We start from the raw sequence: 21,583 nt of genomic DNA on the forward strand, positions 1-21,583 counted from the left end.
GTGCAAGATGTTCCGCAACCGCACGGCCGGGTACTGCAGCGCCTCTGCGCGCCACGTGATGGCACGCAGAGGCGACTTACCCCGTATGAAATGCCGCCCTGTATACGGCACCTCGACCGTCGGATCTCGACGATTGCAGACGTGACGAGGGCGGCGCGCAGCTGCTCGCACACGCGCCACGCATCGCGACGCTACAACAACGTGCCGCTCAGGATCGCCGCGGCGATGCTGAAATAAATCACCAGCCCGGTGACATCCACCAGTGTGGCCACGAACGGTGCCGAGGCGCTGGCCGGGTCGAAGCCGAAGCGTTGCAACACGAACGGCAGCATCGAGCCGGACAGCGAACCGAAGGTGACGATGCCGATCAGCGCCGCGCCGATGGTCAGCGCCACCATCTGCCAGTGCGGGCCGTAGTCGTACAGGCCGGCGTTCTGCCAGATTGCGATACGCACGATCGCCAGCACGCCCAGGATCGCGCCCAGGGTGAGGCCGGTGGGCAGCTCGCGCAGCGCCACCCTCCACCAGTCACGCAGACGCAGTTCGCGCAGTGCCAGCGAGCGGATCAGCAGCGAGGTGGCCTGCGATCCGGAGTTGCCGCCCGAGCTCATGATCAACGGAATGAACAGGGTCAGCACCACCGCCTTGGACAGTTCATCCTCGAAGTGCTGCATTGCGCTGGCGGTGAGCATTTCGCCCAGGAACAGCACGCTCAACCAGCCGGCGCGCTTCTTGATCATCTGGCCAAAGCCGATCTGCATGTAGGGCCTGTCCAGCGCCTCCATGCCACCGAACTTGTGCACGTCTTCGGTGGATTCGGCGATCAACGCATCCAGTACATCGTCCACGGTGACGATACCCAGCACATGGCCATGCGCATCCACCACTGGGATGGCGAGCAGGTCGTGGCGGCGGATCAGCCGCGCGACTTCTTCCTGGTCCAGCGACGGGTCCACGGTGACCGGCGGATTGACCTGCGCCACATCCAGGATCGATGCCTCCGGCACGCCGGTGATCAGCCGGCGCATGGTGACCACCTGCTGCAGCACGCGGGTGTGCGGATCGAGCAGATAGATGGCGTAGACCGTCTCGCGGCTGCGCTCCACCTCGCGGATATGCTGCAGGGTGCGGCCCACCGTCCAGTCGGACGGCACCGCCACGAACTCGGTGGTCATCAGCGCGCCGGCAGTGTTGGGTGGGTAGCGCATCAACGCCTGGATCGACAGCCGCGCCTCGGCACTGAGCAACCACAGCAGCGGCTGGCGCTGGTCGGCATCCAGGCCATGGAAGATATCGGTGGCGCGGTCGTCGGCCATCTGCCCGAGCAGCGAGGCGGCCTGTTCCGCAGGCAGTTGCGCGATCAGTTCGCTGGCATCGCGCAGCTCGGGTTGTTCGAGCAGCTTCACTGCACGCGGGGACGGCAACGCGGCCAGCACATGCGCAGCATCGTCGCGGTCGAGGGTGTTGAGATATTCCACCGCATCGGCCGTGTTGAGTTCGGCCAGGGGTGCGGTCAGTGCATCGACGCCTTGGGCAAGGCGCAGGGTTTCGTTGTACATGGTGGTTCGCCTGGTGACGACCGTCGTCGATGACAGCCGGCGAACCTCACGCCTCAGGCGCGCGCCAGCTGGGTCATCGACCCGGGTCTAGGGTGACTGTCGCTGGACATGAGATAGGGCTCCGAGAGTGCGCACCGTCCGGCGATCCGGGCGGCAGCGCGGCGCAGTCTGCGCGCCTGAGTCGGCTTGGTCAATGCCCTGCGCAGGCCATGCTCAGCGACCGTGCAGGCCGTGCGAGTGGCCAGCGTCAGCTGGCGGGCCGGGGCGGCACCTCGCAGCATGCACGCATGGAGACCCGACGCCTGGAGCGTGCGCTCACCTGCCTGTTGCAGCGCGGCCCGGAACAGGCGATGCGCTGGCGACTGCAACGCGGCGCACCGTGCCTCGATGCCGGGATTGGGCGCAGGCAGGCGTCGTTGCCGTGCGGCCGCGTCATGTCATCGGACGGACACCGGTTGCCGGTGGCGTGCTGCGCGCCTCACAGCGCTTGGCGGATCACCCAACCGAAGCGTACCGCCGGCCCGCACCGTTGCACGCAGCGCACGCCAATCCAGGCGGGCACACGCAGGCCGGCGGCATAATGAGCACCTCAACGGAGAACGTGCATGCATAGCGGTGGTCTTGAACTGGCTCTGGTGCTGATGCTGGCCGCCATCGTGGCGGTGCCGGTGTTCAAGCGCTTTGGTCTGGGAGCCGTGCTGGCCTATCTGGTGGCCGGCGTGGTGCTCGGACCCGATGGCGTGGGCGTGGTGCAGGACGCCGAGCGCATCAGCGGTGCGGCCGAGATCGGTGTGGTGATGCTGCTGTTCGTGATCGGGCTGGAGCTATCGCCGGCGCGGCTGAAGGTGATGCGCCATTCGGTGTTCGGCGCCGGCGCCACCCAGGTGGTGGTGACCACGGTGATCCTGGGCGGCCTGCTCATGGTGGGCAATCTGGGCTGGAAGAGCGCGCTGATCATCGGCGTGGCACTGGCCTTGTCGTCCACCGCGGTGGGCCTGCAATTGCTGGCCGAGCGCAAGGCGCTGGGCAGCGACTACGGCCGGCTGGCGTTTGCGATTCTGCTGTTCCAGGACTTGATTGCAATCCCGCTGCTGGCGGCCATTCCGCTGCTGGGCGGCAGCAAGAACGCCACCCTCGCCTGGCCGGACGTGGCCAAGGCCGTGGCGGCGCTGGCACTGGTGATCCTGTGCGGGCGCTTTGTGCTGCGCCACCTGTTCAACGTGGTGGCGCGCACGCGCATGCCGGAGGTGTTTACCGCCAGCGCCTTGCTGGTGGTGCTGGGCACCGCCTGGATCATGCAGGAAGCCGGATTGAGCGCCAGCCTGGGGGCCTTCATTGCCGGCGTGCTGCTGGCCGACTCGGAATTCCGCCATGAACTCGAATCGCAGATCGAACCGTTCGAAGGGCTGCTGCTGGGGCTGTTCTTCATCTCGGTGGGCATGGGCATCGACCTCAACCGCGTGGTCGCCGAGCCCGGCTTGATCGCGGCGGGTGTGGCGATCCTGCTGGTGGTGAAGTTCTCGCTGCTGGTCGGCATCGGCAGCCTCGCCAAGCTGCCGCTGCGCAGCAGCCTGATGCTGGGCAGCGTGCTGTGGCTGGGCGGCGAATTCGCGTTCGTGGTGTTCAACGAGGCCGACCGCGTGGGCCTGTTGGACGCGGCCAATCACGACCGGCTGGTGGCCATCGTCGGTGTGTCGATGGCACTGACGCCGCTGTTGTTGCTGGTCATGCAACGCATCCTCAACGGACCGCTGCGCCTGCGTGCGCCCAAGTCCGAGCGCCCGTTCGACACCATCGATGCGCAGACGCCCAAGGTGCTGGTGGCCGGCATGGGCCGCTTTGGCCAGGTGGTTGCGCGCCTGCTCACCGCGCGGCACGTGCCGTTCGTGGCGCTGGAACATAACCCCGACACAGTGGAAGACCTGCGCCGCTTCGGCAGCCAGCTGTATTACGGCGACCCCACCCGCCCGGAGCTGCTGCGCGCCGCCGGTGCCGACCGCATCAAAGTGTTCGTGATCGCGGTGGACGACCCGGAAACCAATATCAAGACGGTGCGCCTGATCCGTCGCCTGTACCCGCAGGCCACGGTGCTGGCGCGCGCACGCAACCGCCAGCACGCCTGGAAACTGATGGACCTGGGCGCCGAACCGTTCCGCGAGGTATTTGCCTCCAGCCTGGAACTGAGTGGGCGGGTATTGACCTCGCTAGGACTCGGCGAGGCGGATGCGCGCGAACACGTCAAACGTTTCCGCCAGCACGACGAAGACCTGCTCCGCCGCCAGCACCTGGTCTACGACGACGAAGCCAAGGTGATCCAGACCTCGCGCGACGCGCGCGCCGACCTGATGAACCTGTTCGAAGCCGACGTCAAGGCCGACGTGGATGCCGAGCCGGCACCCACCACCATGCACGAGCGTTGAGCCGGCACATCGCACGACGTAGGAGCGTGCCTGAGCGCGATGAAGCTTTATCGGTAATGCCCGTCGCGCTCGGGCGCGCTTCTACGAGGCAGGGAATACCGGCCGCTCGCTGGTAGTCGCCGACTCAAAAATCGGCGAATCGTTGCGCCAACAACAAACGCGCATCAACTCGCGAAGCCGCCCTTTTGTAGGAGCGCGCCTGAGCGCGATGAAGCTTTACCGGTAATGCGCGCCGCGCTCGGGCGCGCTCCTACGAGGCAGCGAATACCGGCCGCTCGCTGGCGAGTGCCGACTCAAAAATCGGCGAATCGTTGCGCCAACAACAAACGCGCATCAACTCGCGAAGCCGCACTTTTGTAGGAGCGCGCCTGAGCGCGATGAGGCTTTACCGGTAATGCCCGTCGCGCTCGGGCGCGCTCCTACGAGGCAGCGAATACCGGCTGCTCGCTGGCGATCGCCGACTCAAAAATCGGCAAATCGTTGCGCCAACAACAAACGCGCATCAACTCGCGAAACCGCGTTTTTGTAGGAGCGCGCCTGAGCGCGATGGGGCTTTACCGGTCATGCCCCGTCGCGCTCCGGCGCGCTCCTACGCGGGCGCTTGTATTGCATGACTGCAATTCATTGCACGCTGTCTGCGTGCACAGCCGCCGCCCGGCGGCGGCGTTTCTGTCGCTCAGCTGCGTGGCTTGCGTGTGGTGCGGGCCGAGGACTTCGTCGCTGCGGCCTTGCTGCCTGCTGCGTTGCTGGTGGTCCTTGGTGCTTTTGCCACGCGCTTGCCTGCACGCTTGGTAGCGGTCTTCTTTGCCGACGTGCTCGAGGCTGCCGCTTGCGCAGGCGTGCTGGCAGACGCCGACGCTCGCTTGGTTGACGCTTTAGTTGCCTTGGACGCGCCACCCGTCCTGGTCGCTTTCTTGGCCGCCTTCTTGGTGGCTTTCTTCACCGGCGTTGCAGCACTGGCACGCGCTTCCGGCGGCCGGCGCGGTGGCGGCTTGCGGCCCGGGGTGAGCGCGCGCCAGGCGTGTCCGCCGTTCATGGCCAGCAGTGCGTCGGCTGCCGAGGGGCCCGCGCTGCCTGCAGCGTAGTTGGGGAAGTCGCTGGCTGGCTGTTTCCACGCATCCAGGATCGGCTGCACGATGCGCCAGGCGCCTTCCACCATGGCTGCGTCCTGGAACAGGCCCGCCTCGCCGTTCATGCAGTCCTGTAGCAGGCGCTCGTAGCCCACCGTGTATTCCTTGGGAAACCAGTCGCGATAACGGAAGTCCATGCGCACCGGCGCCAGCGCGACCTGTGCGCCCGGGCGCTTGACGTCGAACTGCAGCGAGATGCCTTCATCCGGCTGGATATGCAGCACCAGCCAGTCGGGGCCGTAGCCGCCCACTTCAGTGCTGCGGAACGGTGCCAGTGGCGCGGGCTTGAAGCGGATCGCGATCTCGGTGGTGCGTTCGCGCAGGCGTTTGCCGGTGCGCAGGTAGAACGGCACGCCGGCCCAACGCCAGGTGTCGACCTGCAACTTCATCGCCACGTAGGTTTCCGTGTCCGAATCGTCCGGCACGGTGTCTTCTTCGCGGTAACCGGGGACGGCGTTGCGATTGACCGCGCCGGAGGCGTATTGCCCGCGTACCACGTCCTCTGGCTTGATCGGGCGTACCGCTTCGATGACTTCCGCACGCCGGCGATGCATGGCCTCGGTGGTGAAGGCGGCCGGCGGCTCCATTGCGATCATCGCCAGCAGCTGGAACAGGTGATTGGGCACCATGTCGCGCAGGCACCCGGTGGGGTCGTAAAAGCGGCCGCGCCCTTCCACGCCGATGGTTTCGGCGGCGGTGATCTGCACATGATCGATGCGGTCGCGGTTCCACACCGGCTCGAACAGGCCATTGGCGAAGCGGAACGCCAGGATGTTCTGCACGGTTTCCTTGCCCAGGAAATGGTCGATGCGGAACACCTGATCCTCGTGCAGCACCTTGGCCACGGTGGCATTGAGCGCGACGGCGCTGGGCAGGTCGTGACCGAAGGGCTTTTCCACGATCACGCGACGCCAGCCCTGGTTTTCGCGCTGCTTGACCAGACCGGCTTCGCCCAGGTTGAGCAGCACCGGCTCGAAGAAGCGCGCGGCGGTGGCCAGATAGAACAGCACATTGCCTTGCGTACCGTAGCGCTTGTGCAGTTTCTCCAGCACGCCGTCCAGCGCCTGGTAGGCGCCCACATCGGTGAAGTCGCCGCGCAGGTAATGCATGCGCTCGCGCAGCCAGTCCCAGGTGTCGGTGTCGAATTCGTCGGTCTGGAATTCCGCATCGCGGCTGCTGAGCAGCTGCGTCATCGATTGGCCCATGTTGCTGCGCCAGGCGCGCTCGCTGATGTCGCCGTGGTCCATGCCGACGATGGCGAATTGCTCGCCCAACGCACCGGCGCGGCGCAGGTTGTACAGCGCCGGCATCACCAGCCGCCGGGTCAGATCGCCGCGCGCGCCAAATACCACGATGATGCAGGGCGGTGTGGTCTGTTGCTCGTTCATGGATGTGTTTCCTCTTCGCCCATGCGTCCGTGCAGGCGCAGTGCCGCATTGACCAGGGCCACGTGGGAATACCCTTGCGGGAAGTTGCCAAGCATGCGTTTTGCCCGTGGGTCGTACTCTTCGGCGAGCAGGCCCACGTCGTTGCACAGTCCGAGCAGGCGCTCGAGCAATGCGCGCGCTTCGTCGGTACGACCGACCAGCGCGAAATTTTCCACCAGCCAGAAACTGCAGGCCAGGAACGTGCCCTCGCCCGCCGGCAGGCCATCGGCGCTGTCGTCGGCGCGATAGCGTTCGACCAATCCGTCGATGGTGAGCTCGCGCGCGATCACATCGGCGGTTGCCGCGATGCGTGGGTCGTCGGCCGGCAAAAAGCCGACGATCGGAATCAGCAGCAGCGATGCGTCCAGGCGGTCCGAGCCATAGCTCTGCACAAAGTGCCCGTCCGGGTGCACGCCCTTCTCCAGCACTTCGGCGCGGATCTCCTCGGCGATGCGGCCCCAGTGCGCGCGTTTTTCTGCAGTGGCATGGGTGATGCCGTCGCGGGTGCCGCAATCGAAGGCCAGCCAGGCCATCACCTTGGAATGCACGAAGTGGCGGCGCTCGTCGCGGATTTCCCAGATGCCTTCATCGGGTTGGCGCCACAGCGTTTCCAGCGTGTCGAGGATCTTTTCCAGCAGCGAAGCAGAAGAACCATCGTCATCGGACGGCGGCGCCACGCCTTTTTCGCGCGCGTAATGGAAGGCGCCAATCAGCTCGCCGTAGACATCGAGCTGGAACTGATCCACCGCGCCGTTGCCGATGCGCACCGGGCCGGAGTTCTCGTAACCGGGCAACCAGTGCGCTTCCCATTCCTGCAGGCGGCGTTCGCCACCAATGCCGTACAGCGCCTGCAGTTGATCGGGCGAACCGGCGATGGTGCGCTGGACCCAGTCGCGGAACGAGGCAGCTTCGTCGCGATAGCCGGCCTGCAGCAAGGCGATCAGCGTGAACACCGAATCGCGTAGCCAGCAGTAGCGGTAATCCCAGTTACGCGTGCCGCCCAGATGCTCGGGCAACGAGGCGGTGGGCGCGGCCACGATGCCGCCGGTGGGCAGATAACTCAGCCCCTTCAACACCACCAGCGAGCGGCGCACCTGCTCGGTCCACGGGCCGACGTCGGTACAGCGGCGCGCCCAGCCATGCCAGAACGCGGTGGTGCGTTGCAGCGCCTGCTCCGGGTCGATCGCCGGTGGCGTGGGCTGGTGCGAAGCGCCGTGGCTGAGCAGGAACCAGGTGCTCTCGCCGTCGCGCAGGGTGAAGTCCGCTTCGGTGCCCATGTCCTCGCCGTGCAGCGCCTGCGGCGAGCGCAGTGCGAGCTGATCGGGGCCGGCGATGGCGCGGATGCCGTCGTCGATGCGCGTCACCCACGGCACCGTGCGGCCATAGTTGAAGCGGAAGGTCAGGCGCATGTGCATGGGCACTTCGCCCTGCACGCAGCGTACGATGCGCACCAGGTGCTGATGCACCTCGCCGTCTACGCTGGCCACCATGAAATCGACCAGCTCCACCGTGCCGGTATCGGTGCTCAGCCGTGTGCACAACACCAGGCTGTCGTCTTCGTAGGCACGTTCGCTGCGGAAGTCCGCTGCGGGCGCCAGTGCCCATTGCCCGTGTTGCTCGTCGCCCAGCAATGAGGCGAAAACCGCATCGGAATCGAAGCGTGGCAGACACAGCCAGTCGATGGTGCCACGGTGGTCGACCAGGGCCGCGCTGTGGCAATTGCCCAGCATGGCGTGGTCCTCGATACGCACGCTCATCGTATGGGCGCTTCCTTCCGGCGAAAGAACATGCAGTCTTGCATGTGCGGTGTCGGGATCAGGTTACGAATACGCCGGCAAGCGCAGCAACGGTGGCACCGTGTGTTCCAGCCGACGGATCAGTGCCGGGTCCATGTAGGCATAGTCGTCGGGAATCTGCAGCGACAGCACGCGGCAATGGCGCAGATGCGCGGCGAAGCGTTTGCGCAGCAACTGCAGATGGCGGCGCTCCATCACCAGCACCAGCTCGGCCTCATGCAGCAGTTCGGGGGTGACCTGTACGTCGGCATCGGCAGCCAGACCGGCCGACTGGGTCTGCACGCCGGGCCAGTCGGCGAACACGCGCTCGGCAGTGGGGCTGCGCAGGCGGTTGCGGCTGCACACGAACAGCACCCGCAGCGGTTGCCCGCCGCGCCGGCTCAGCGGCCTTCGCGCAGGAAGCGCGCCATCGACGACACGCCCGGCAGCGCCGGTTCGAACTGGCCGGCCACATCGATGAAGCCGCGCATGATGGCGATCTCGCGCGGGGTGCGGTTGAGCGCATCGCGACGATCGGCGTCGGCACCGGCGCGCAGCAGGCGCTGCACCAGCAGCGGCAGCCCGTGCAGCGCGGCCAGATGCAACGGGCCGAAGCCACGCTGATCGGCCACATCCAGCGAGACGTCTTCGTCCAGCAGGCGTTCGACGCCGGCCAGCACCACCTTCTCGTCGCAGGCGGTGCCCGGTTCGGCACGCGCGCCCAGCAGCAGCAGCAACGGGCTGACCCGGCCGCCGGCCAGATGGTCCGGGTCGGCACCGGACAGCAGCACGGTATCCAGCAGGGCCAGCAGGCGGGTCTTGTCGCGCGCGGTGAAGCCGTACAGCGCCGCGCAATGCAGCGGCGCCAGCCCCTGATCGTCGGTGGCATGCACATCGGCTGCCGCAGTGAGCAGGCGCGCCACGATGTCCGGCAGGCCCAGCGCGCAAGCCAGCATCAGCACGGTGACCCCGCCCGGCAGGCGGTGTTCGATCTGTGCGCCGGCCTGCAGCAAGGCGGCCACGATCTCGGTCTGGCGCATGCTTACCGCCGCCGACAACGGGGTGGCGCCGCTGTTGGCTGCGCGCTGCGGATCGGCGCCACGCCCGAGCAGATGCGCCACCACGCCGAGATGGCCGCCACCGGCCGCACGCAGCAGCGCGGTGCAGCCCTGCGCGTCGACGGCATCCACCGGCAGCCCCAGGTCGATCAGGCGACGCACGGCGTCGGTGTCGCCGGTCATCGCCGCGGACGGCACATCGGCCTCGCGCAGCGTGCGGCGTGGCAGCGACCAGATCCGCCAGTCCAGCCAGTCGGCCAGATCGCGGCGGCCGATCGACAACGCCACGCCGAGCGGGGTCTGCCCGTCGGCAGCGCGCGCTTCCGGCGAGGCGCCCTGCTTGACCAGTAATTTCAGCGACGCGTCGCGGCCCAGCGCGGTGGCCAGATGCAGTGCGGTCATGCCATGGCTGTCGCGCGCTTCGCGGTCCACCCCGTGTTCCAGCAGCCACTGCTGCAGGCGCAGCCAGCCCAGCCGCACCGCCAGCGACAATGGGGGGTCGCCCGCCGCCGACGGCGCGAACGGGTCGGCGCCGCGGTCGAGCAATTCCAGCGCGAACTGTTCCAGCCCGCGCGATGCGGCGTCGTGCTGCACGCAGGCACTGAGCAGCCGGGTCAGCCCACCGGCGCCGGCCGGCGACACGCCATGGCGCAGCAGGGCCTGCATGGCCGGCACCGCCTCCACGCCGCGCGAGAGCAGCGCAAACATGGGCACATCGCCGCAGGCATCGCGCACTTCGGCATCGGCGCCGTGGCGCAGCAGCCAGTCGACCGCATCGGCATTGAGCGCCAGATGCGCGTCGTGCAGCAGGCCGCCGAGTTCTTCCGGGCCGCACAACCGCGCCAGGGCGGTCAGGCCGTCACGCTGGCCGAACTGCAGGCCTTCGCGCAGCAGCACCAATGGCGGGCGATCCGGCAGCACGGTCACACCCGGGGTGTCGCCCGGGGCGTCGCTGACGGCGGCCGGCAGCGGGTAGGCCGGATCGAGCAACTGCACGATCGCCCAGCGCCCGGCTTCGGCCGCCACGTCCACAGCGCGGCGGCCATGCACATCGGCCGCGTCGGCCGGCACCTGCAGATCCAGCAGGCGGCGAATCAGCGCAGGCGAGACGCTGTCGGCGGCGCAGGCGAGCATCACCGCATTGCGGCCCTCGCCATCGACGGCCAGGACATCGGCCTTGCGCGCCACCAGGCGTTCGAGCACCGCGCTGCGCGCCTGCCGCGCGGCGTCCAGCAACGGCGTGCGGCCGAGCAGATCGCGCGCTTCCAGGTTGGCCCCGGCCGAGAGCAGCGCCTCGACGATGTCGCCATGTCCCGCCAGCGCGGCTTCGTGCAGGGCGCTACGGCGCTGCCGGTCGCGCGCATCCACGCGGGCCTTGTGCTTGAGCAGCAGCTGCACACCGGCCGGGTCGTCCTCTTCGGTGCCGGCGGCTGCCAGCAGCACCGGTGCGCCGCCGTCCGGTTCGGAATGGGCACCGCGCTCCAGCAGGAATTTCGCCAGCCGCCAGTTGCCGACCTGGCAGGCCATTGCCAGCGGCGAGTGGCCGTCGTTGTTGAGCGCATCGAGTTCGGCGGCGGCATCGCGCAACAGCGCGGCCACGCCGGGGTCGGAACTGCGTACCGCATGGTGCAACGGGGTGTTGCCGTCGTTGTCGCTGGCGCGCGGGTCGGCACCGTTGGCCAGCAGGGTCATCACCGCATCCGGGCGGCCATGCCAGCTGTCGCGGGTGGCGGCCAGCAGCGGGGTCATGCCGCGGTGCGGCTGGTTGACGTCCACGCGCCGCACGATCAACTCGCGCAACAGGCGCAGGTCCGGCAGCACCGCCGCCAGTGCCGGCAGGCTGCGTTGGTCGCGCCATTCCGGCAGCGGCATCGCCTGCGGGTCGGCACCGGCCTCCAGCAGCTGCAGCGCGCGATCCACCCGGCCGCTGCGCGCGGCCTCGAACAATTCGGGCACCAGCTGATGCTGGGCCACCGGCTCCAGCGGGCGCGGCTCGGCGGCGGCCTCATTGAAGAAATCGGCCGCCTGGCGTGCCACCGGCGCATCGCTGCGGGTCGGTGCGGCGGTGCGTTGCAGCAGCAGGTGGGCGGCCGGCAGCAACGCGGCGGCGGCAATCGCCAGGCCCCAGCGCAGGCTGTCGGACAACCAGCCCGGCCAGGCCAGCGCCACCCCCAGCGTGCACACCGCCAGCACCAGCGCGGCCGCCAGCAGGCCACGCCAGGCATGCAATTCCTGCGTGGCCAGCGCATGCCAGCGCGGCGCCAGCGCACCACCGTCGCGCTCGACCTCGCCCCACAACGGCCAGGTCCGCCACAGGCCCAGCAACGCGGCGCTGATCGCCACGCTCAGCGCCAGCGCCGCGGCCAGGCTGCCGCTGTCGCGCAGGGCGGTCAGCGGCCAGCTGATCAGTGCGGCCAACGCCAGCAGCCCGACGCCCCAGATCGTCAGCAACGGTGGCAGCGTCTGGGCAATGGCACGCGGCTGGGTCGCCAGCGCGCGGCTGCCGCGCGCCCACGACACCGCCAAGGCAAAAGCCGGCTGGGCCAGCCACAGACTCACCGCGGCAATGCCGCCGCCAAACCCGCCCAGCAGGGACAACCCCACACCGGCGGCGCCAGCCAGGGCGGCGGCGCGCACCCGCGCGGCACGCTGCGGCTCAGTCATGGTCGCACTCGCCCGCCAGCACCACCGTCTTGGGTAGCTGCAGATAGAACCCGTGCTTGCCAAGCGCCTCGCGCACGGTGGCCGCATCGGCCTGCGCCAGGCGCCGCTCAGGCGTCAACGCCACCTCCAGCACGAAGGTCAATGGCGCCAGCTGCGTGTGCACGGCAGCGGGAAGACCGGAGAAGTCGTCACGCGTGGCGAGATAGACGAAGGTGTCCTGCTTGCGTTGGCTTTTATAGACGTAGGCGTGCATGCGCGCGTGATCGCGCTCGTAAGAGAGATGGGCCGCAGGATTGTGTCCCAATTGCGGCGACGGCGAAAGCGCGGCAGCTGCGAAAAATCCCAGCTGCGTCAGCGACATGACCGGCGCGTTCAGTTGCGCCATCGACGGGGCCCAGCCACGCCATCGATATACTGCGAGCACTTTTTGCCAGCCAGACCACCGTGAGCCAAGCGCAGCATTCGTCCCAGATGGCCCCGGTCGCCGTCACCGCCTTCACTTCCACCACCGCGCTCGGTGCCGGTCTCGCGGCCCAGGCCGCCGGCCTGCGGGCGCAGCGCAGCGGCCTGCGTCGCAACGATTTCGGGCCGCAACCGCTGCCCTGCTGGATCGGCCGCGTCGACGGCGTGGAAGACGTGGTCCTGCCCGCCGCATTGCAAGGCTGGGACTGCCGCAACAACCGCCTGGCCTGGCTGGCCCTGCAGCAGGATGGCCTGCTGGACGCGGCGCAGGCCGCCGCCCAGCGCTACGGCGCCGAGCGTGTGGCGGTGATCATCGGCACCTCCACCTCCAGCATCGGTGCCAGCGAAGAGGCCTATACACGGTTGGTGGAAGACGCCGACGGCGCGCGCTTCCCGCCCGATCTGGAGCGCCCGATCGTGCACACGCCGCATTCGCTGGGCGACTTCGTGCAGCACGCCACCGGCCTGCGCGGCCCCAGCGTCACCGTGGCCACCGCCTGTTCGTCCAGCGCCAAGGTGTTTGCGCAGGCAGCGCGGCTGATGGCCGCCGGGGTGATCGACGCGGCCCTGGTCGGTGGCGTGGACACGCTGTGCGGCAGCGTGCTGTTCGGCTTCAACTCGCTGCAGGTGGTGGCGCCGGAGATGTGCCAGCCGTTCGACGCACGCCGGGTCGGGCTGAGCCTGGGCGAGGCCGGCGGTTTTGCGCTGGTCGAACGCACCGAGGCAGCGCCGGACGCGGCGCTGTGGCTGTATGGCTATGGCGAATCCAGCGATGCGCACCATATGTCCGCGCCGCATCCGCAGGGCCTGGGCGCGCAGCTGGCGATGCGCGGCGCGCTCGAACGTGCCGGCCTGGAGCCGGGCGCGGTGGGCTATCTCAACCTGCACGGCACTGCCACCCCGGCCAACGACAGCGTGGAAGCGGCTGCGGTGGCGGCGATCTTCCCCGATACCCTGCACGCCAGCTCGACCAAGGCCTGGACCGGGCACACCCTGGGCGCGGCCGGCATCGTGGAATCGGTGATCGCACTGCTGGCGCTGCGCGACGACCTGCTGCCCGGCACCCTCAATAGCGAGGTGCCCGACCCGGCCTGCGGCCCGCAGATCCGTTTCGATACTGCCCACTCCCGGATCGATTACGCAATGAACAACTCTTTCGGTTTTGGCGGCAACAACTGCTCGCTGCTGTTCGGGCGGGCAGGCTGATGCTGACCGCCACCATCGAAGGCATCGGCTTCTGGGCCCAGGGCCTGCCCCACTGGGAGGCCGCGCAAGCCTTCGTGCACGGCGGCGCGCTGCAGGACACCCCGGCGCGTCCGGCGCCGCAGCTGCTGGCCGCCAATGAACGCCGCCGCGCACCGGACACGGTGGCGGTGTCGCTGGAAGCCGCGCTGGCCGCCTGCACGGCCGCCGGACGCGCCCCGGCCAGCCTGCCCTCGGTCTTCACTTCCACCCACGGCGATCTGGCCATCACCGATTACATGTGCACCACCCTGGCCAGCGACCCGCTGGCCATCTCGCCGACCAAGTTCCACAACTCGGTGCACAACGCCGCGGCCGGCTACTGGACCATCGGCGCCGGTGCGATGACCCCGACCACCGCGATCAGCGCCAACGCGGCCAGCTTCGCGCAAGGCCTGCTGGAAGCGCTGGTGCAGCTCACCGACGGCGTGGATGCGGTGCTGCTGGCCGGCTACGACGCGCGCTCGGTCGGGCCGCTGGGCCGGATCTCGCCCAGCCAGGGCCTGCTCGGGGGCGCGCTGGTGCTAGGCCGTGCCGGCCAGGCCGGCAAGCCGCAACTGCAGGCGCGGCTGGACGACGGCGTGCCCTCGCCAGCCGAGGGACCGTTGTCGCGGCATGTCGCCGGCAACGCAATGGCGCCGATGCTGCCGCTGTTCGAGCTGTTGGCCGGCGCTGGCAAGGCCGTGGCACTGCATGCCGGCCCTGGCCGCGTGCTGCATGTGGAGCTGCAACGATGAGCCGGGTACCCCTGAGCCGCGAAGACACCGCCATCCTGGTGCCGGCCCTCAACGAGGCATTGCGCATCCGCGAAGTGGTCACCGATGCGCTGACCTATTGCTCGCATGTGATCGTGATCGACGACGGCTCCGACGACGGCACGGCCGATTGCATCGCCGACCTGCCGGTCATCCTGATCCGCCACCCGCAACGCAGGGGCAAGGGCGCCGCGCTCCGCAGCGGGTTTGCACGCGCCCAGCAGATCGGCATGCGTGCGGTGATGACCATGGACGGCGACGGCCAGCACAAGGCCGCCGACTTCCCGCGCCTGCTGGCGGCGGCCAACCGGCATCCCGGCTGCGTGATCGTCGGTGCACGCATGCGCAAGCGCGCCACCCAGCCCACCATCCGCCGGATCGGCAACGACTTCGGCGACTGGGGCATCGCCTGGGCCTGCGGCTTCCAGCTGGTGGACAGCCAGAGCGGGCAGCGGCTCTACCCGGCCTCGGTGTTCACCCTGCCCGACGTGCCCGGCGAAGGCTTCGTGTTCGAAGCGCAGTTGCTGATTTCGGCTGCGCGCCAGGCCGGTGCGCGCGTGGTCGCGGTGCCGATCGAAACCCGCTACGCCGGCAGTGCGCCCGGCACCTTCCGCAAGAGCCACTTCCGGCTGGTGCGCGACCTGTGGGAAATCACCTCGCACGTGGTCGTCCAGGCCTGGACGTATGGGCACATCTGGCGCGAATACCGCAACGTGCGCGCCAACCCGGTGATCGTTGACGATGCCGACGGCGAATTTGCTACTGTGCCGGCGGTCACCAAGAGCAACCCGTCCCCATGAATGCACAGCGTACCGATGTCGTCATTACCGGTGGTGGACTGGCCGGCCTGAGCCTGGCCCTGCAACTGAAGCAACGCGACCCGGAGCTGGCGATCACCGTGCTGGAGCGCCGCGCGCACCCGGTGCGCGAGGCCGCCTTCAAGGTCGGCGAATCCACGGTGGAAATCGGCGCGCATTATTTCGCCGATGTGCTGGGCCTGCGCGAGCATCTGGAGACGGAGCAGATCCGCAAGTTCGGCTTCCGCTTCTTTTTCTCCGACAAGCGCGACGACATCGACCGCTGCACCGAACTGGGCGTGAGCAAGATCCTGCCGACACCGTCGTGGCAGATCGACCGTGGCCGCTTCGAGAATTTCCTCGGCGAACGCGCCCGCGCGCAGGGCATCACCTTTCTCGACAGCTGCAGCGTCAAGGGCGTTGAGTTGTCCGGGGACGAGGCCGATCACGCGGTGCGTTACGAACAGGCCGGCGTGCAGACGACGCTGAGCGCGCGCTGGGTGGTGGATGCCAGCGGGCGCGCCGGCCTGCTCAAGCGCAAGCTCGGCCTGGCGCAGGACAACGCGCACAACGCCAACGCCGTGTGGTGGCGCGTGGAAGGGCTGATCGACCCGAATGGCTGGTCGCAGGACAGCAGCTGGTTGCAGCGCTGCACCCCGCCCGATCGCTGGCGCTCGACCAATCACATGTGCGGGCCGGGCTACTGGTTCTGGCTGATCCCGCTGTCTTCGGGCGCGCATTCGCTGGGCATCGTCTGCGATGCGGACATGCATCCGCTGGAGACGATGAACACCCACGACAAAGCCATGGACTGGCTGCGCCTGCATCAACCGCAGGTGGCCGCCACGCTCGACAAGGCCGACTACCGGCTGCAGGACTTCCTGTTCCTGCGCAAGTTCTCCTACGGTTGCAAGCAGGTGTTTTCATCGCAGCGTTGGGCGCTCACCGGCGAGGCCGGGTTGTTCCTGGACCCGTTCTATTCGCCCGGCAGCGACTTCATCGCCATCTCCAACACCTACATCTGCGAACTGATCGGCCGCGATCGCATCGGCAAGTCGCTCAGCCCGTATGTGGAGCTGTACCAGCAGCTGTATTTTTCGTTCTACGAAAACACCCTGACCCTGTATCAGGACCAGTACGCACTGTTCGGCGACGAGCAGGTCATGCCGGTCAAGGTGATCTGGGATTACACCTACTACTGGTCGCTGCTGGCGCCCTTGTTCTGCGCCGGGCGCATCGCCGACCTGAGCCTGCTCTCGCGCATGAAGGCAGATTTCCTTTACGCGCGCGACATGAATCTGGCCATGCAACGCGTGCTGCACGACTGGGGCGTGCGCAATACCGAACAGCGCATCACCGGCGGCGAAGGACGCCTGCTGGATCAGTACCTGATCGGCTGGTTCAACGAACTCAACGGCGCGTTGAACGACACCCTGGACGACGACGCCTTCGTCGCGCGCATCCACGCCAACGTGGCGCAGATGGCAGTGCTGGCCCGCGAAATCCTGCAGCAGGCACGCCAGCGCCACCCGGACCTACCCGACCATGGCCTGGATGCGCTGACCGCCACTGCCAGCGGCGCGCCTATCCTGACGGCCACGTGGTACGCCGACGCGGCGTGAGCTTGAGCGAGCGCGCCGATACGCGGTGAGTTCTGGCGAGCGTCGCATGCGCGACGCTCTCGCCGGATAATTAGGCGGCCGCTTTATTGCAAGCCCTGCAAGGACCATCTCGACTGGTCCTTGCAGCAACGGCGCAGACCATCCGCTCTGCGCCGTTGCTGCCGGGATCAAGCAATCAGATAGCGACGCCTGCATCGTGCGTGTCGCGATCACTTGACTGTCTTCACGTCTGGTCGAGGGCGCGGCGCCCTCACCGCTCGCGGGACACGCCGTCAACCCGTCCATGGGGGCTCGGTGGCGGCATCCATGCCGCCACACGGTCCCGCAATCGGCGAGGGCACCACGCCAGACAGTTGGCCGGTGGTTTTGTTGAAAGGCAAAGACACCGCGTCGCAGCATGCTAGTCGCTGTTGAAAATCCATGCACACCGACCATCTCCACTGGTCCTTGCCCGCCTACCGTCGCGGGACCCTTGGCGGCATGGATGCCGCCACGGAGCTACATGGATGTACTCGCAGCGTGTCCTGCGATGGTGGGCGGGCAAGGGCCCTGCAGCAACGGCGCAGATGATCCGCTCCGCCCCTGATCTTTCCGGACCGAGCAATCAGGTCGAGACGCCTGCACTGTGCGTATTGTCATCACTTGGGTCTGTTGAAGCTTGGTCGAGGGCCCCTGCAGTAAAGCCACCGGCCAACCGCTCTACTCCCGACGCATCCGCACCGTTCAATCACTCTCAGGACGAGCATGAGCGTCATCGCCGTTGCGACGTTCCAACGCAGGACTGGTCAAGGGCGCGACACCCCGCCGTTTACGGGAACATACGGTGAATCCGTTCTAAGAGCGCCGTGGCGGCGTCCATGCCGTCAAAGGTTCCACAAGCGCCGAAGCCAACCTGGTCGCGCATTGGAGGCCAGCCACAGGGCCGGCCGCACCCACCTCGCGCCAAGCGCCTGCGTTTTGCCAGCCGTCCTCAGCCCATCCCACCATTGACGCCAATGACCTGGCCATTGATGTAACCGGCAGATTCCGAACACAGGAAGGCGACCAGCGCGGCGACTTCGTCGGGTTTGCCCACGCGCCCGGCGGGTACCAATTGCTTGATCACCTCCGGCGCAAAACTTTCGCCGACCATCTCGCTTTCGATCACGCCGGGCGCGACGACATTGACCGCGATCCCGCGGCTGGCCATCTCCCGCGACAACGATTTGGTCGCCCCATGCAAGGCCGCTTTGGCGGCGGCGTAGTTGGTCTGCCCGCGATTGCCCAGCACCGCCGCCACCGACGACACACTGACGATGCGGCCCCAGCGCGTGCGCGCCATCGGCAGCAGCAACGGTTGGGTGACGTTGAAGAACCCGTGCAGCGAGACATCGATGACGCGATGCCACTGCTGCACATTCATGCCCGCCATCGGTGCGTCGTCATGGATACCGGCGTTGTTGACCACGATCTGGACCGGCCCGGCTTCCAGCAACTGCTCCAGCGCCGTACCGCTGGCCTGCGCATCGGCCACATCGAACGCCACCGCCTCCGCGTGGCCCCCGTCGGCCACGATGGCGGCCACCACGGCTTCTGCGCGCGCAAGATTGCGATTGGCATGCACGATGACATGCCGCCCCTGCGCCGCCAGCTGGCGGCAGATCGCACCGCCAAGATCGCCGCTGCCACCGGTCACCAGTGCACGACGCTGCGGAATGGATGTGCTCATGACAGTCCCGATAAAGCCGCGTAAAAGACGGCGGAAAGAGCCTCATCCTAACGACTGGCAGCAGGCGCAGGAATAGAGCGCCCGCATCGATCGCCCATATTCGGCAGGAGCGCGCGCGCAATGAGGCTTTAGCGGTGACGCTTCATCGCGCGCAAGCGCGCTCCTACAGGGTCTGTGCAGCGCCCAGCATCACCGTGGCACGCCCTTCGGCAAGCAATTGCGCGCCGTGGGTCAGGCGAAAACTGTATTGCTGGCTGTCCTCGCCCTGCATCAGCACCTGTGCGTCGCAGTCGATCGCATCCGGCAGCGTGTCCAGATACGTCACATGCAGCTCAACGCCACGCAGCGCCACCAGCATGCCCGGGCGTACCGGCTTGCCGGATGCACGGCCCAGCAGGCCGCCATGCACGGCCATGGCCTGCGCGCCGTATTCGCATAGATGCAGCGCGCGCAAGCGCCCGTTGGAACGCAATGGATGCGCGTCGCTGCGATGCGCATGACTGCGCAGCACGATGCGCTGCGCGTCCCAGTCGACCAGCTCTTCCCACAGGCACATGCTGCCCTGGTGCGGAATCAAGGCGGCAATCGCGTCACGTCCCTGCATGCGGCTCTCCATCGCGTCTGCGCTCCAGTGCCGGCTCACGCGAGACCAGCAGCGCGAGAATGAAATTGAACATTACGCCAAGCGCCACGGTAGTGCCGATCGCGCGCAGTACCGGGATGCTCGATGCAGCCAGCAGTGCAAACACCAGCAGCGTCATCAGGCTGCACACGATCAAGGCATGCAGCGTGCGCAGCTGGTCGGCATGATCGTCGCCGGCATGATCGAAGAACAGCGCGTAATCCAGCCCCAGGCCGGCGGCCAGGATCAGCGCGATCAGGTGGAACAGGTTGAGCTCCACACCGGTGCCACGCAGGATCGCCAGGATCAGCACCGTGGTCAGCGCCATCGGCAACAGCACGCGCACGATGCGGCGCGGACTGCGCAGCGCGACCGCCACGGTAACCGCCAGCAACAGCGCTGCCAGTACCAAGGCGCCCAGCACGCGGCCGCGGTAGGCGGCCACCAGCGATTCGGAGGCGTCTTTCAGATCCAGCAACTGCGCGCCGCTGCCTTGCACGGCGGTGGCCAGCACCGCCGGGTCGCGCAGGCCCGCCAGCGACACCAGGGCGGTGCTGCGATCGCCGCGGCCCAACAGCAACCCGCCGACCGACGTGGCCAGCGGCGAGCCGGCCAGATCCTTCGGTAATAGCGGTGCGGCGCGCTTGGCGGCGTCCAGATCCTGCAGGAACGGCGCAAACGCATCGCCGCGGAATGGCGTGGTGGCGACGGCCTGTTCGGTCAATGCGCGCGCCTGCGCGGCATCGGGCAACGCGGCCTGACGCGCATGCTGGGTCTTGGCGCTGGGCAGATAGCGTGCCGCCATGTCGTAACCGACCAGCGCACCATCGCGCACCAGCGCATCCAGGCGCGGGCGCAACTGCTCGCTGGCCTGCAACGCCGCCTCATCGCTGGCTGCCGGCAGCGCCAGCACGTAACGCACATCGGGGGCGCCCAGTTCCTGACGCAACCGGGTGTCCTGGGCCAGGGCCTTGGGCGGCACCGGGGTGAGCTTGGACAGATCGTTCTGCCAGAACTGCCCCGGTGCAAAGGCGATCACCGCGATGCCGATCACCGCGATCGCCGCCAGGCTGAGGCGTGGGCGCGGCAGCCGCGCGATGCCGCGCCACAGCAGCGCCAGCATGCGCGAGTCGGCGTAGTCGCGCGGCGCCGGGTCGATCAACCACGGCAGCAACCAGCGTGTGGTGATGGCGGCAGTCGCCAGCCCGGCGATGGTGAATACCGCCAGCTGCCGCAGGCCATCCACGCCGGAAAACAGGAAGGTCACATAGGCAATGCAGGTCGACACCACGCCGGTAGCCAGCGTGGGCCAGAGATGGCGCGCGTTGTCGCGCGGATCCAGGCCGGGCCGCTGATGACTGAACAGGTGGATCGGGTAATCCTGCACCACGCCGATCAGGGTGAACCCGAAGGCCACGGTGATGCCATGCACGCCGTCGAACAGCAGCGCTACGGCACTCAGACCAGCCAGCCCGGCACTGGCCAACGGCAACACGCCCAGCACCGGAATCTTCCAGCTGCGGTAGGCGATCAACAGCAACAGCACCAGGCCCACCGTGTCCAGCGTGCCGATCCACTGCGACTCGCCTTGCGTGCGCGCGGTGATCTCCACTGCAAACGCGCCCGGCCCGGTCAGCGTCAGCCGCGTGCCAGTGCCCTTGCTGACCTTGGCAAACGCCGCCTGCGCCGCGTCGTAGGCCAGTTGCTGGCCGGTGGGATCGAACCCGGCCGCGCGCGTCTGCACCAGCAGCAAGGCCGAGCTGCCGGCCCGGTCGAACCACACCTCGTTACGCGTCTGCGGCGCGGCTGCCGGCTGCAGGGTTTCGGCAAGATGCAGCACTTCCAGCGTGGGGTCGCGCGGCAGCAGCGGCTCCACCAATGCCGCTGCCGGTGAACCCAGATCCTGCACGCGCGCCTGCAACGCCGCCTGCAGGTTCGATGCATCCAACGGTGCCTGGTCGAAGCTGTCGCTGAGCAGATACCGATAGGGCAGCAACCGTTCGGGAATCGCATCCAGGCCGGCAGCGCCGCCATTGGCGACCAACTCGAACAACGCCGGCTGCGCACCCAATGCGTCGCGTAGCTGCTGCGATTGCGTCGCCAACGTGTTCGGGTCGCTATTGGACAACGCCATCAGCAGCAGCCGCGAGCCCGGGCCTTCGCCCAGTTCTTCGATCAGCAGTTTCTGCGCCGGCGTGCGCGGGGCGGGCATGAACTTGCGCAGGTCGCCGGTGACCTTGAGTGTCTCGCTCAACCAGATCCCGGCCACCACCAGCAAGGCCAGCCACAGCAACGCCAGGCCGATGCGGCGGTTTGCATTCAACTTAAACGCCATGGTGTGC

At 67.9% G+C, this 21,583-nt stretch carries 14 protein-coding genes; 5 read left to right on the top strand and 9 right to left on the bottom strand.

The annotated features are described in order from the left end of the window. Positions 1-191: 191 nt before the first annotated feature. Positions 192-1,559, bottom strand: a complete 1,368-nt coding sequence (mgtE, locus tag ABQZ09_RS16980) for a magnesium transporter (RefSeq protein ID WP_349777440.1) — start codon at positions 1,557-1,559, stop codon at positions 192-194. A gap of 605 nt (positions 1,560-2,164) precedes the next feature. On the opposite strand from mgtE, the gene ABQZ09_RS16985 reads away from it, so the two are divergent. Beyond that, positions 2,165-3,979, top strand: coding sequence for a monovalent cation:proton antiporter-2 (CPA2) family protein (locus ABQZ09_RS16985; RefSeq protein WP_349777441.1), 1,815 nt, complete (start codon positions 2,165-2,167; stop codon positions 3,977-3,979). A gap of 676 nt (positions 3,980-4,655) precedes the next feature. On the opposite strand, the gene zwf is transcribed toward ABQZ09_RS16985, so the two are convergent. The 5 genes from zwf to ABQZ09_RS17010 form a co-directional block, all read right to left on the bottom strand. After that, on the bottom strand, positions 4,656-6,497 hold the full coding sequence (gene zwf / locus ABQZ09_RS16990) for a glucose-6-phosphate dehydrogenase (RefSeq protein ID WP_349777442.1): 1,842 nt from the start codon (positions 6,495-6,497) through the stop codon (positions 4,656-4,658). Next, positions 6,494-8,293 (bottom strand): glycoside hydrolase family 15 protein, encoded by a 1,800-nt coding sequence (locus ABQZ09_RS16995; RefSeq protein WP_228313498.1) that lies wholly within the window; start codon positions 8,291-8,293, stop codon positions 6,494-6,496. The genes zwf and ABQZ09_RS16995 overlap by 4 nt, the downstream gene beginning before the upstream one ends. A 63-nt stretch (positions 8,294-8,356) precedes the next feature. Then, positions 8,357-8,686: a low molecular weight protein tyrosine phosphatase family protein gene (locus tag ABQZ09_RS17000; RefSeq protein ID WP_166752564.1), complete on the bottom strand. Its 330-nt coding sequence runs from the start codon at positions 8,684-8,686 to the stop codon at positions 8,357-8,359. A 26-nt stretch (positions 8,687-8,712) separates the two neighbouring features. Beyond that, on the bottom strand, positions 8,713-12,033 hold the full coding sequence (locus ABQZ09_RS17005; protein WP_349777443.1) for an ankyrin repeat domain-containing protein: 3,321 nt from the start codon (positions 12,031-12,033) through the stop codon (positions 8,713-8,715). Next, a complete protein-coding gene (locus tag ABQZ09_RS17010) occupies positions 12,026-12,286 on the bottom strand; it encodes a YcgL domain-containing protein (protein ID WP_039414450.1) in 261 nt (86 codons plus the stop codon). Before ABQZ09_RS17010 ends, ABQZ09_RS17005 begins: the two co-directional genes overlap by 8 nt. 218 nt (positions 12,287-12,504) lie before the next feature. On the opposite strand from ABQZ09_RS17010, the gene ABQZ09_RS17015 reads away from it, so the two are divergent. Genes ABQZ09_RS17015 through ABQZ09_RS17030 form a run of 4 tightly spaced genes read left to right on the top strand, consistent with a single transcriptional unit; the run spans position 12,505 to position 16,911 of the window. Beyond that, positions 12,505-13,701 carry a beta-ketoacyl-[acyl-carrier-protein] synthase family protein gene (locus ABQZ09_RS17015; protein ID WP_349777444.1) on the top strand — a complete coding sequence of 399 codons (1,197 nt, stop codon included), beginning with the start codon at positions 12,505-12,507 and terminating at the stop codon, positions 13,699-13,701. Beyond that, positions 13,701-14,474 (top strand): beta-ketoacyl synthase chain length factor, encoded by a 774-nt coding sequence (locus ABQZ09_RS17020; protein ID WP_349777445.1) that lies wholly within the window; start codon positions 13,701-13,703, stop codon positions 14,472-14,474. Before ABQZ09_RS17015 ends, ABQZ09_RS17020 begins: the two co-directional genes overlap by 1 nt. Continuing rightward, complete coding sequence (locus ABQZ09_RS17025; protein ID WP_349777446.1) at positions 14,471-15,292, top strand: glycosyltransferase family 2 protein; 822 nt, start codon at positions 14,471-14,473, stop codon at positions 15,290-15,292. Before ABQZ09_RS17020 ends, ABQZ09_RS17025 begins: the two co-directional genes overlap by 4 nt. Further along, entirely contained in the window at positions 15,289-16,911 is a 1,623-nt protein-coding gene (locus ABQZ09_RS17030; protein WP_349777447.1) for an NAD(P)/FAD-dependent oxidoreductase, read from the top strand. Before ABQZ09_RS17025 ends, ABQZ09_RS17030 begins: the two co-directional genes overlap by 4 nt. A gap of 970 nt (positions 16,912-17,881) precedes the next feature. On the opposite strand, the gene fabG is transcribed toward ABQZ09_RS17030, so the two are convergent. The 3 genes from fabG to ABQZ09_RS17045 all read right to left on the bottom strand — a co-directional run bounded on the left by fabG (position 17,882) and on the right by ABQZ09_RS17045 (position 21,576). Then, positions 17,882-18,619, bottom strand: a complete 738-nt coding sequence (gene fabG / locus ABQZ09_RS17035) for a 3-oxoacyl-ACP reductase FabG (RefSeq protein ID WP_349777448.1) — start codon at positions 18,617-18,619, stop codon at positions 17,882-17,884. 163 nt (positions 18,620-18,782) lie between these two features. Continuing rightward, positions 18,783-19,223 carry a hotdog family protein gene (locus tag ABQZ09_RS17040; protein ID WP_349777449.1) on the bottom strand — a complete coding sequence of 147 codons (441 nt, stop codon included), beginning with the start codon at positions 19,221-19,223 and terminating at the stop codon, positions 18,783-18,785. After that, entirely contained in the window at positions 19,210-21,576 is a 2,367-nt protein-coding gene (locus ABQZ09_RS17045; protein WP_349777450.1) for an MMPL family transporter, read from the bottom strand. The genes ABQZ09_RS17040 and ABQZ09_RS17045 overlap by 14 nt, the downstream gene beginning before the upstream one ends. Between the last annotated feature and the right edge of the window lie 7 nt (positions 21,577-21,583).

Source organism: Xanthomonas sp. WHRI 6106, assembly GCF_040202405.1.
Taxonomy (GTDB): Bacteria; Pseudomonadota; Gammaproteobacteria; order Xanthomonadales; family Xanthomonadaceae; genus Xanthomonas; species Xanthomonas cannabis.

What these genes read in the sequence shown, in the direction of transcription:
- mgtE (WP_349777440.1), bottom strand. Translation starts at nt 1,559, where the DNA reads ATGTACAACGAAACCCTGCGCCTTGCCCAAGGCGTCGATGCACTGACC.
- ABQZ09_RS16985 (WP_349777441.1), top strand. Translation starts at nt 2,165, where the DNA reads ATGCATAGCGGTGGTCTTGAACTGGCTCTGGTGCTGATGCTGGCCGCC.
- zwf (WP_349777442.1), bottom strand. Translation starts at nt 6,497, where the DNA reads ATGAACGAGCAACAGACCACACCGCCCTGCATCATCGTGGTATTTGGC.
- ABQZ09_RS16995 (WP_228313498.1), bottom strand. Translation starts at nt 8,293, where the DNA reads ATGAGCGTGCGTATCGAGGACCACGCCATGCTGGGCAATTGCCACAGC.
- ABQZ09_RS17005 (WP_349777443.1), bottom strand. Translation starts at nt 12,033, where the DNA reads ATGACTGAGCCGCAGCGTGCCGCGCGGGTGCGCGCCGCCGCCCTGGCT.
- ABQZ09_RS17010 (WP_039414450.1), bottom strand. Translation starts at nt 12,286, where the DNA reads ATGCACGCCTACGTCTATAAAAGCCAACGCAAGCAGGACACCTTCGTC.
- ABQZ09_RS17015 (WP_349777444.1), top strand. Translation starts at nt 12,505, where the DNA reads ATGGCCCCGGTCGCCGTCACCGCCTTCACTTCCACCACCGCGCTCGGT.
- ABQZ09_RS17020 (WP_349777445.1), top strand. Translation starts at nt 13,701, where the DNA reads ATGCTGACCGCCACCATCGAAGGCATCGGCTTCTGGGCCCAGGGCCTG.
- ABQZ09_RS17025 (WP_349777446.1), top strand. Translation starts at nt 14,471, where the DNA reads ATGAGCCGGGTACCCCTGAGCCGCGAAGACACCGCCATCCTGGTGCCG.
- ABQZ09_RS17030 (WP_349777447.1), top strand. Translation starts at nt 15,289, where the DNA reads ATGAATGCACAGCGTACCGATGTCGTCATTACCGGTGGTGGACTGGCC.
- fabG (WP_349777448.1), bottom strand. Translation starts at nt 18,619, where the DNA reads ATGAGCACATCCATTCCGCAGCGTCGTGCACTGGTGACCGGTGGCAGC.
- ABQZ09_RS17040 (WP_349777449.1), bottom strand. Translation starts at nt 19,223, where the DNA reads ATGCAGGGACGTGACGCGATTGCCGCCTTGATTCCGCACCAGGGCAGC.
- ABQZ09_RS17045 (WP_349777450.1), bottom strand. Translation starts at nt 21,576, where the DNA reads ATGGCGTTTAAGTTGAATGCAAACCGCCGCATCGGCCTGGCGTTGCTG.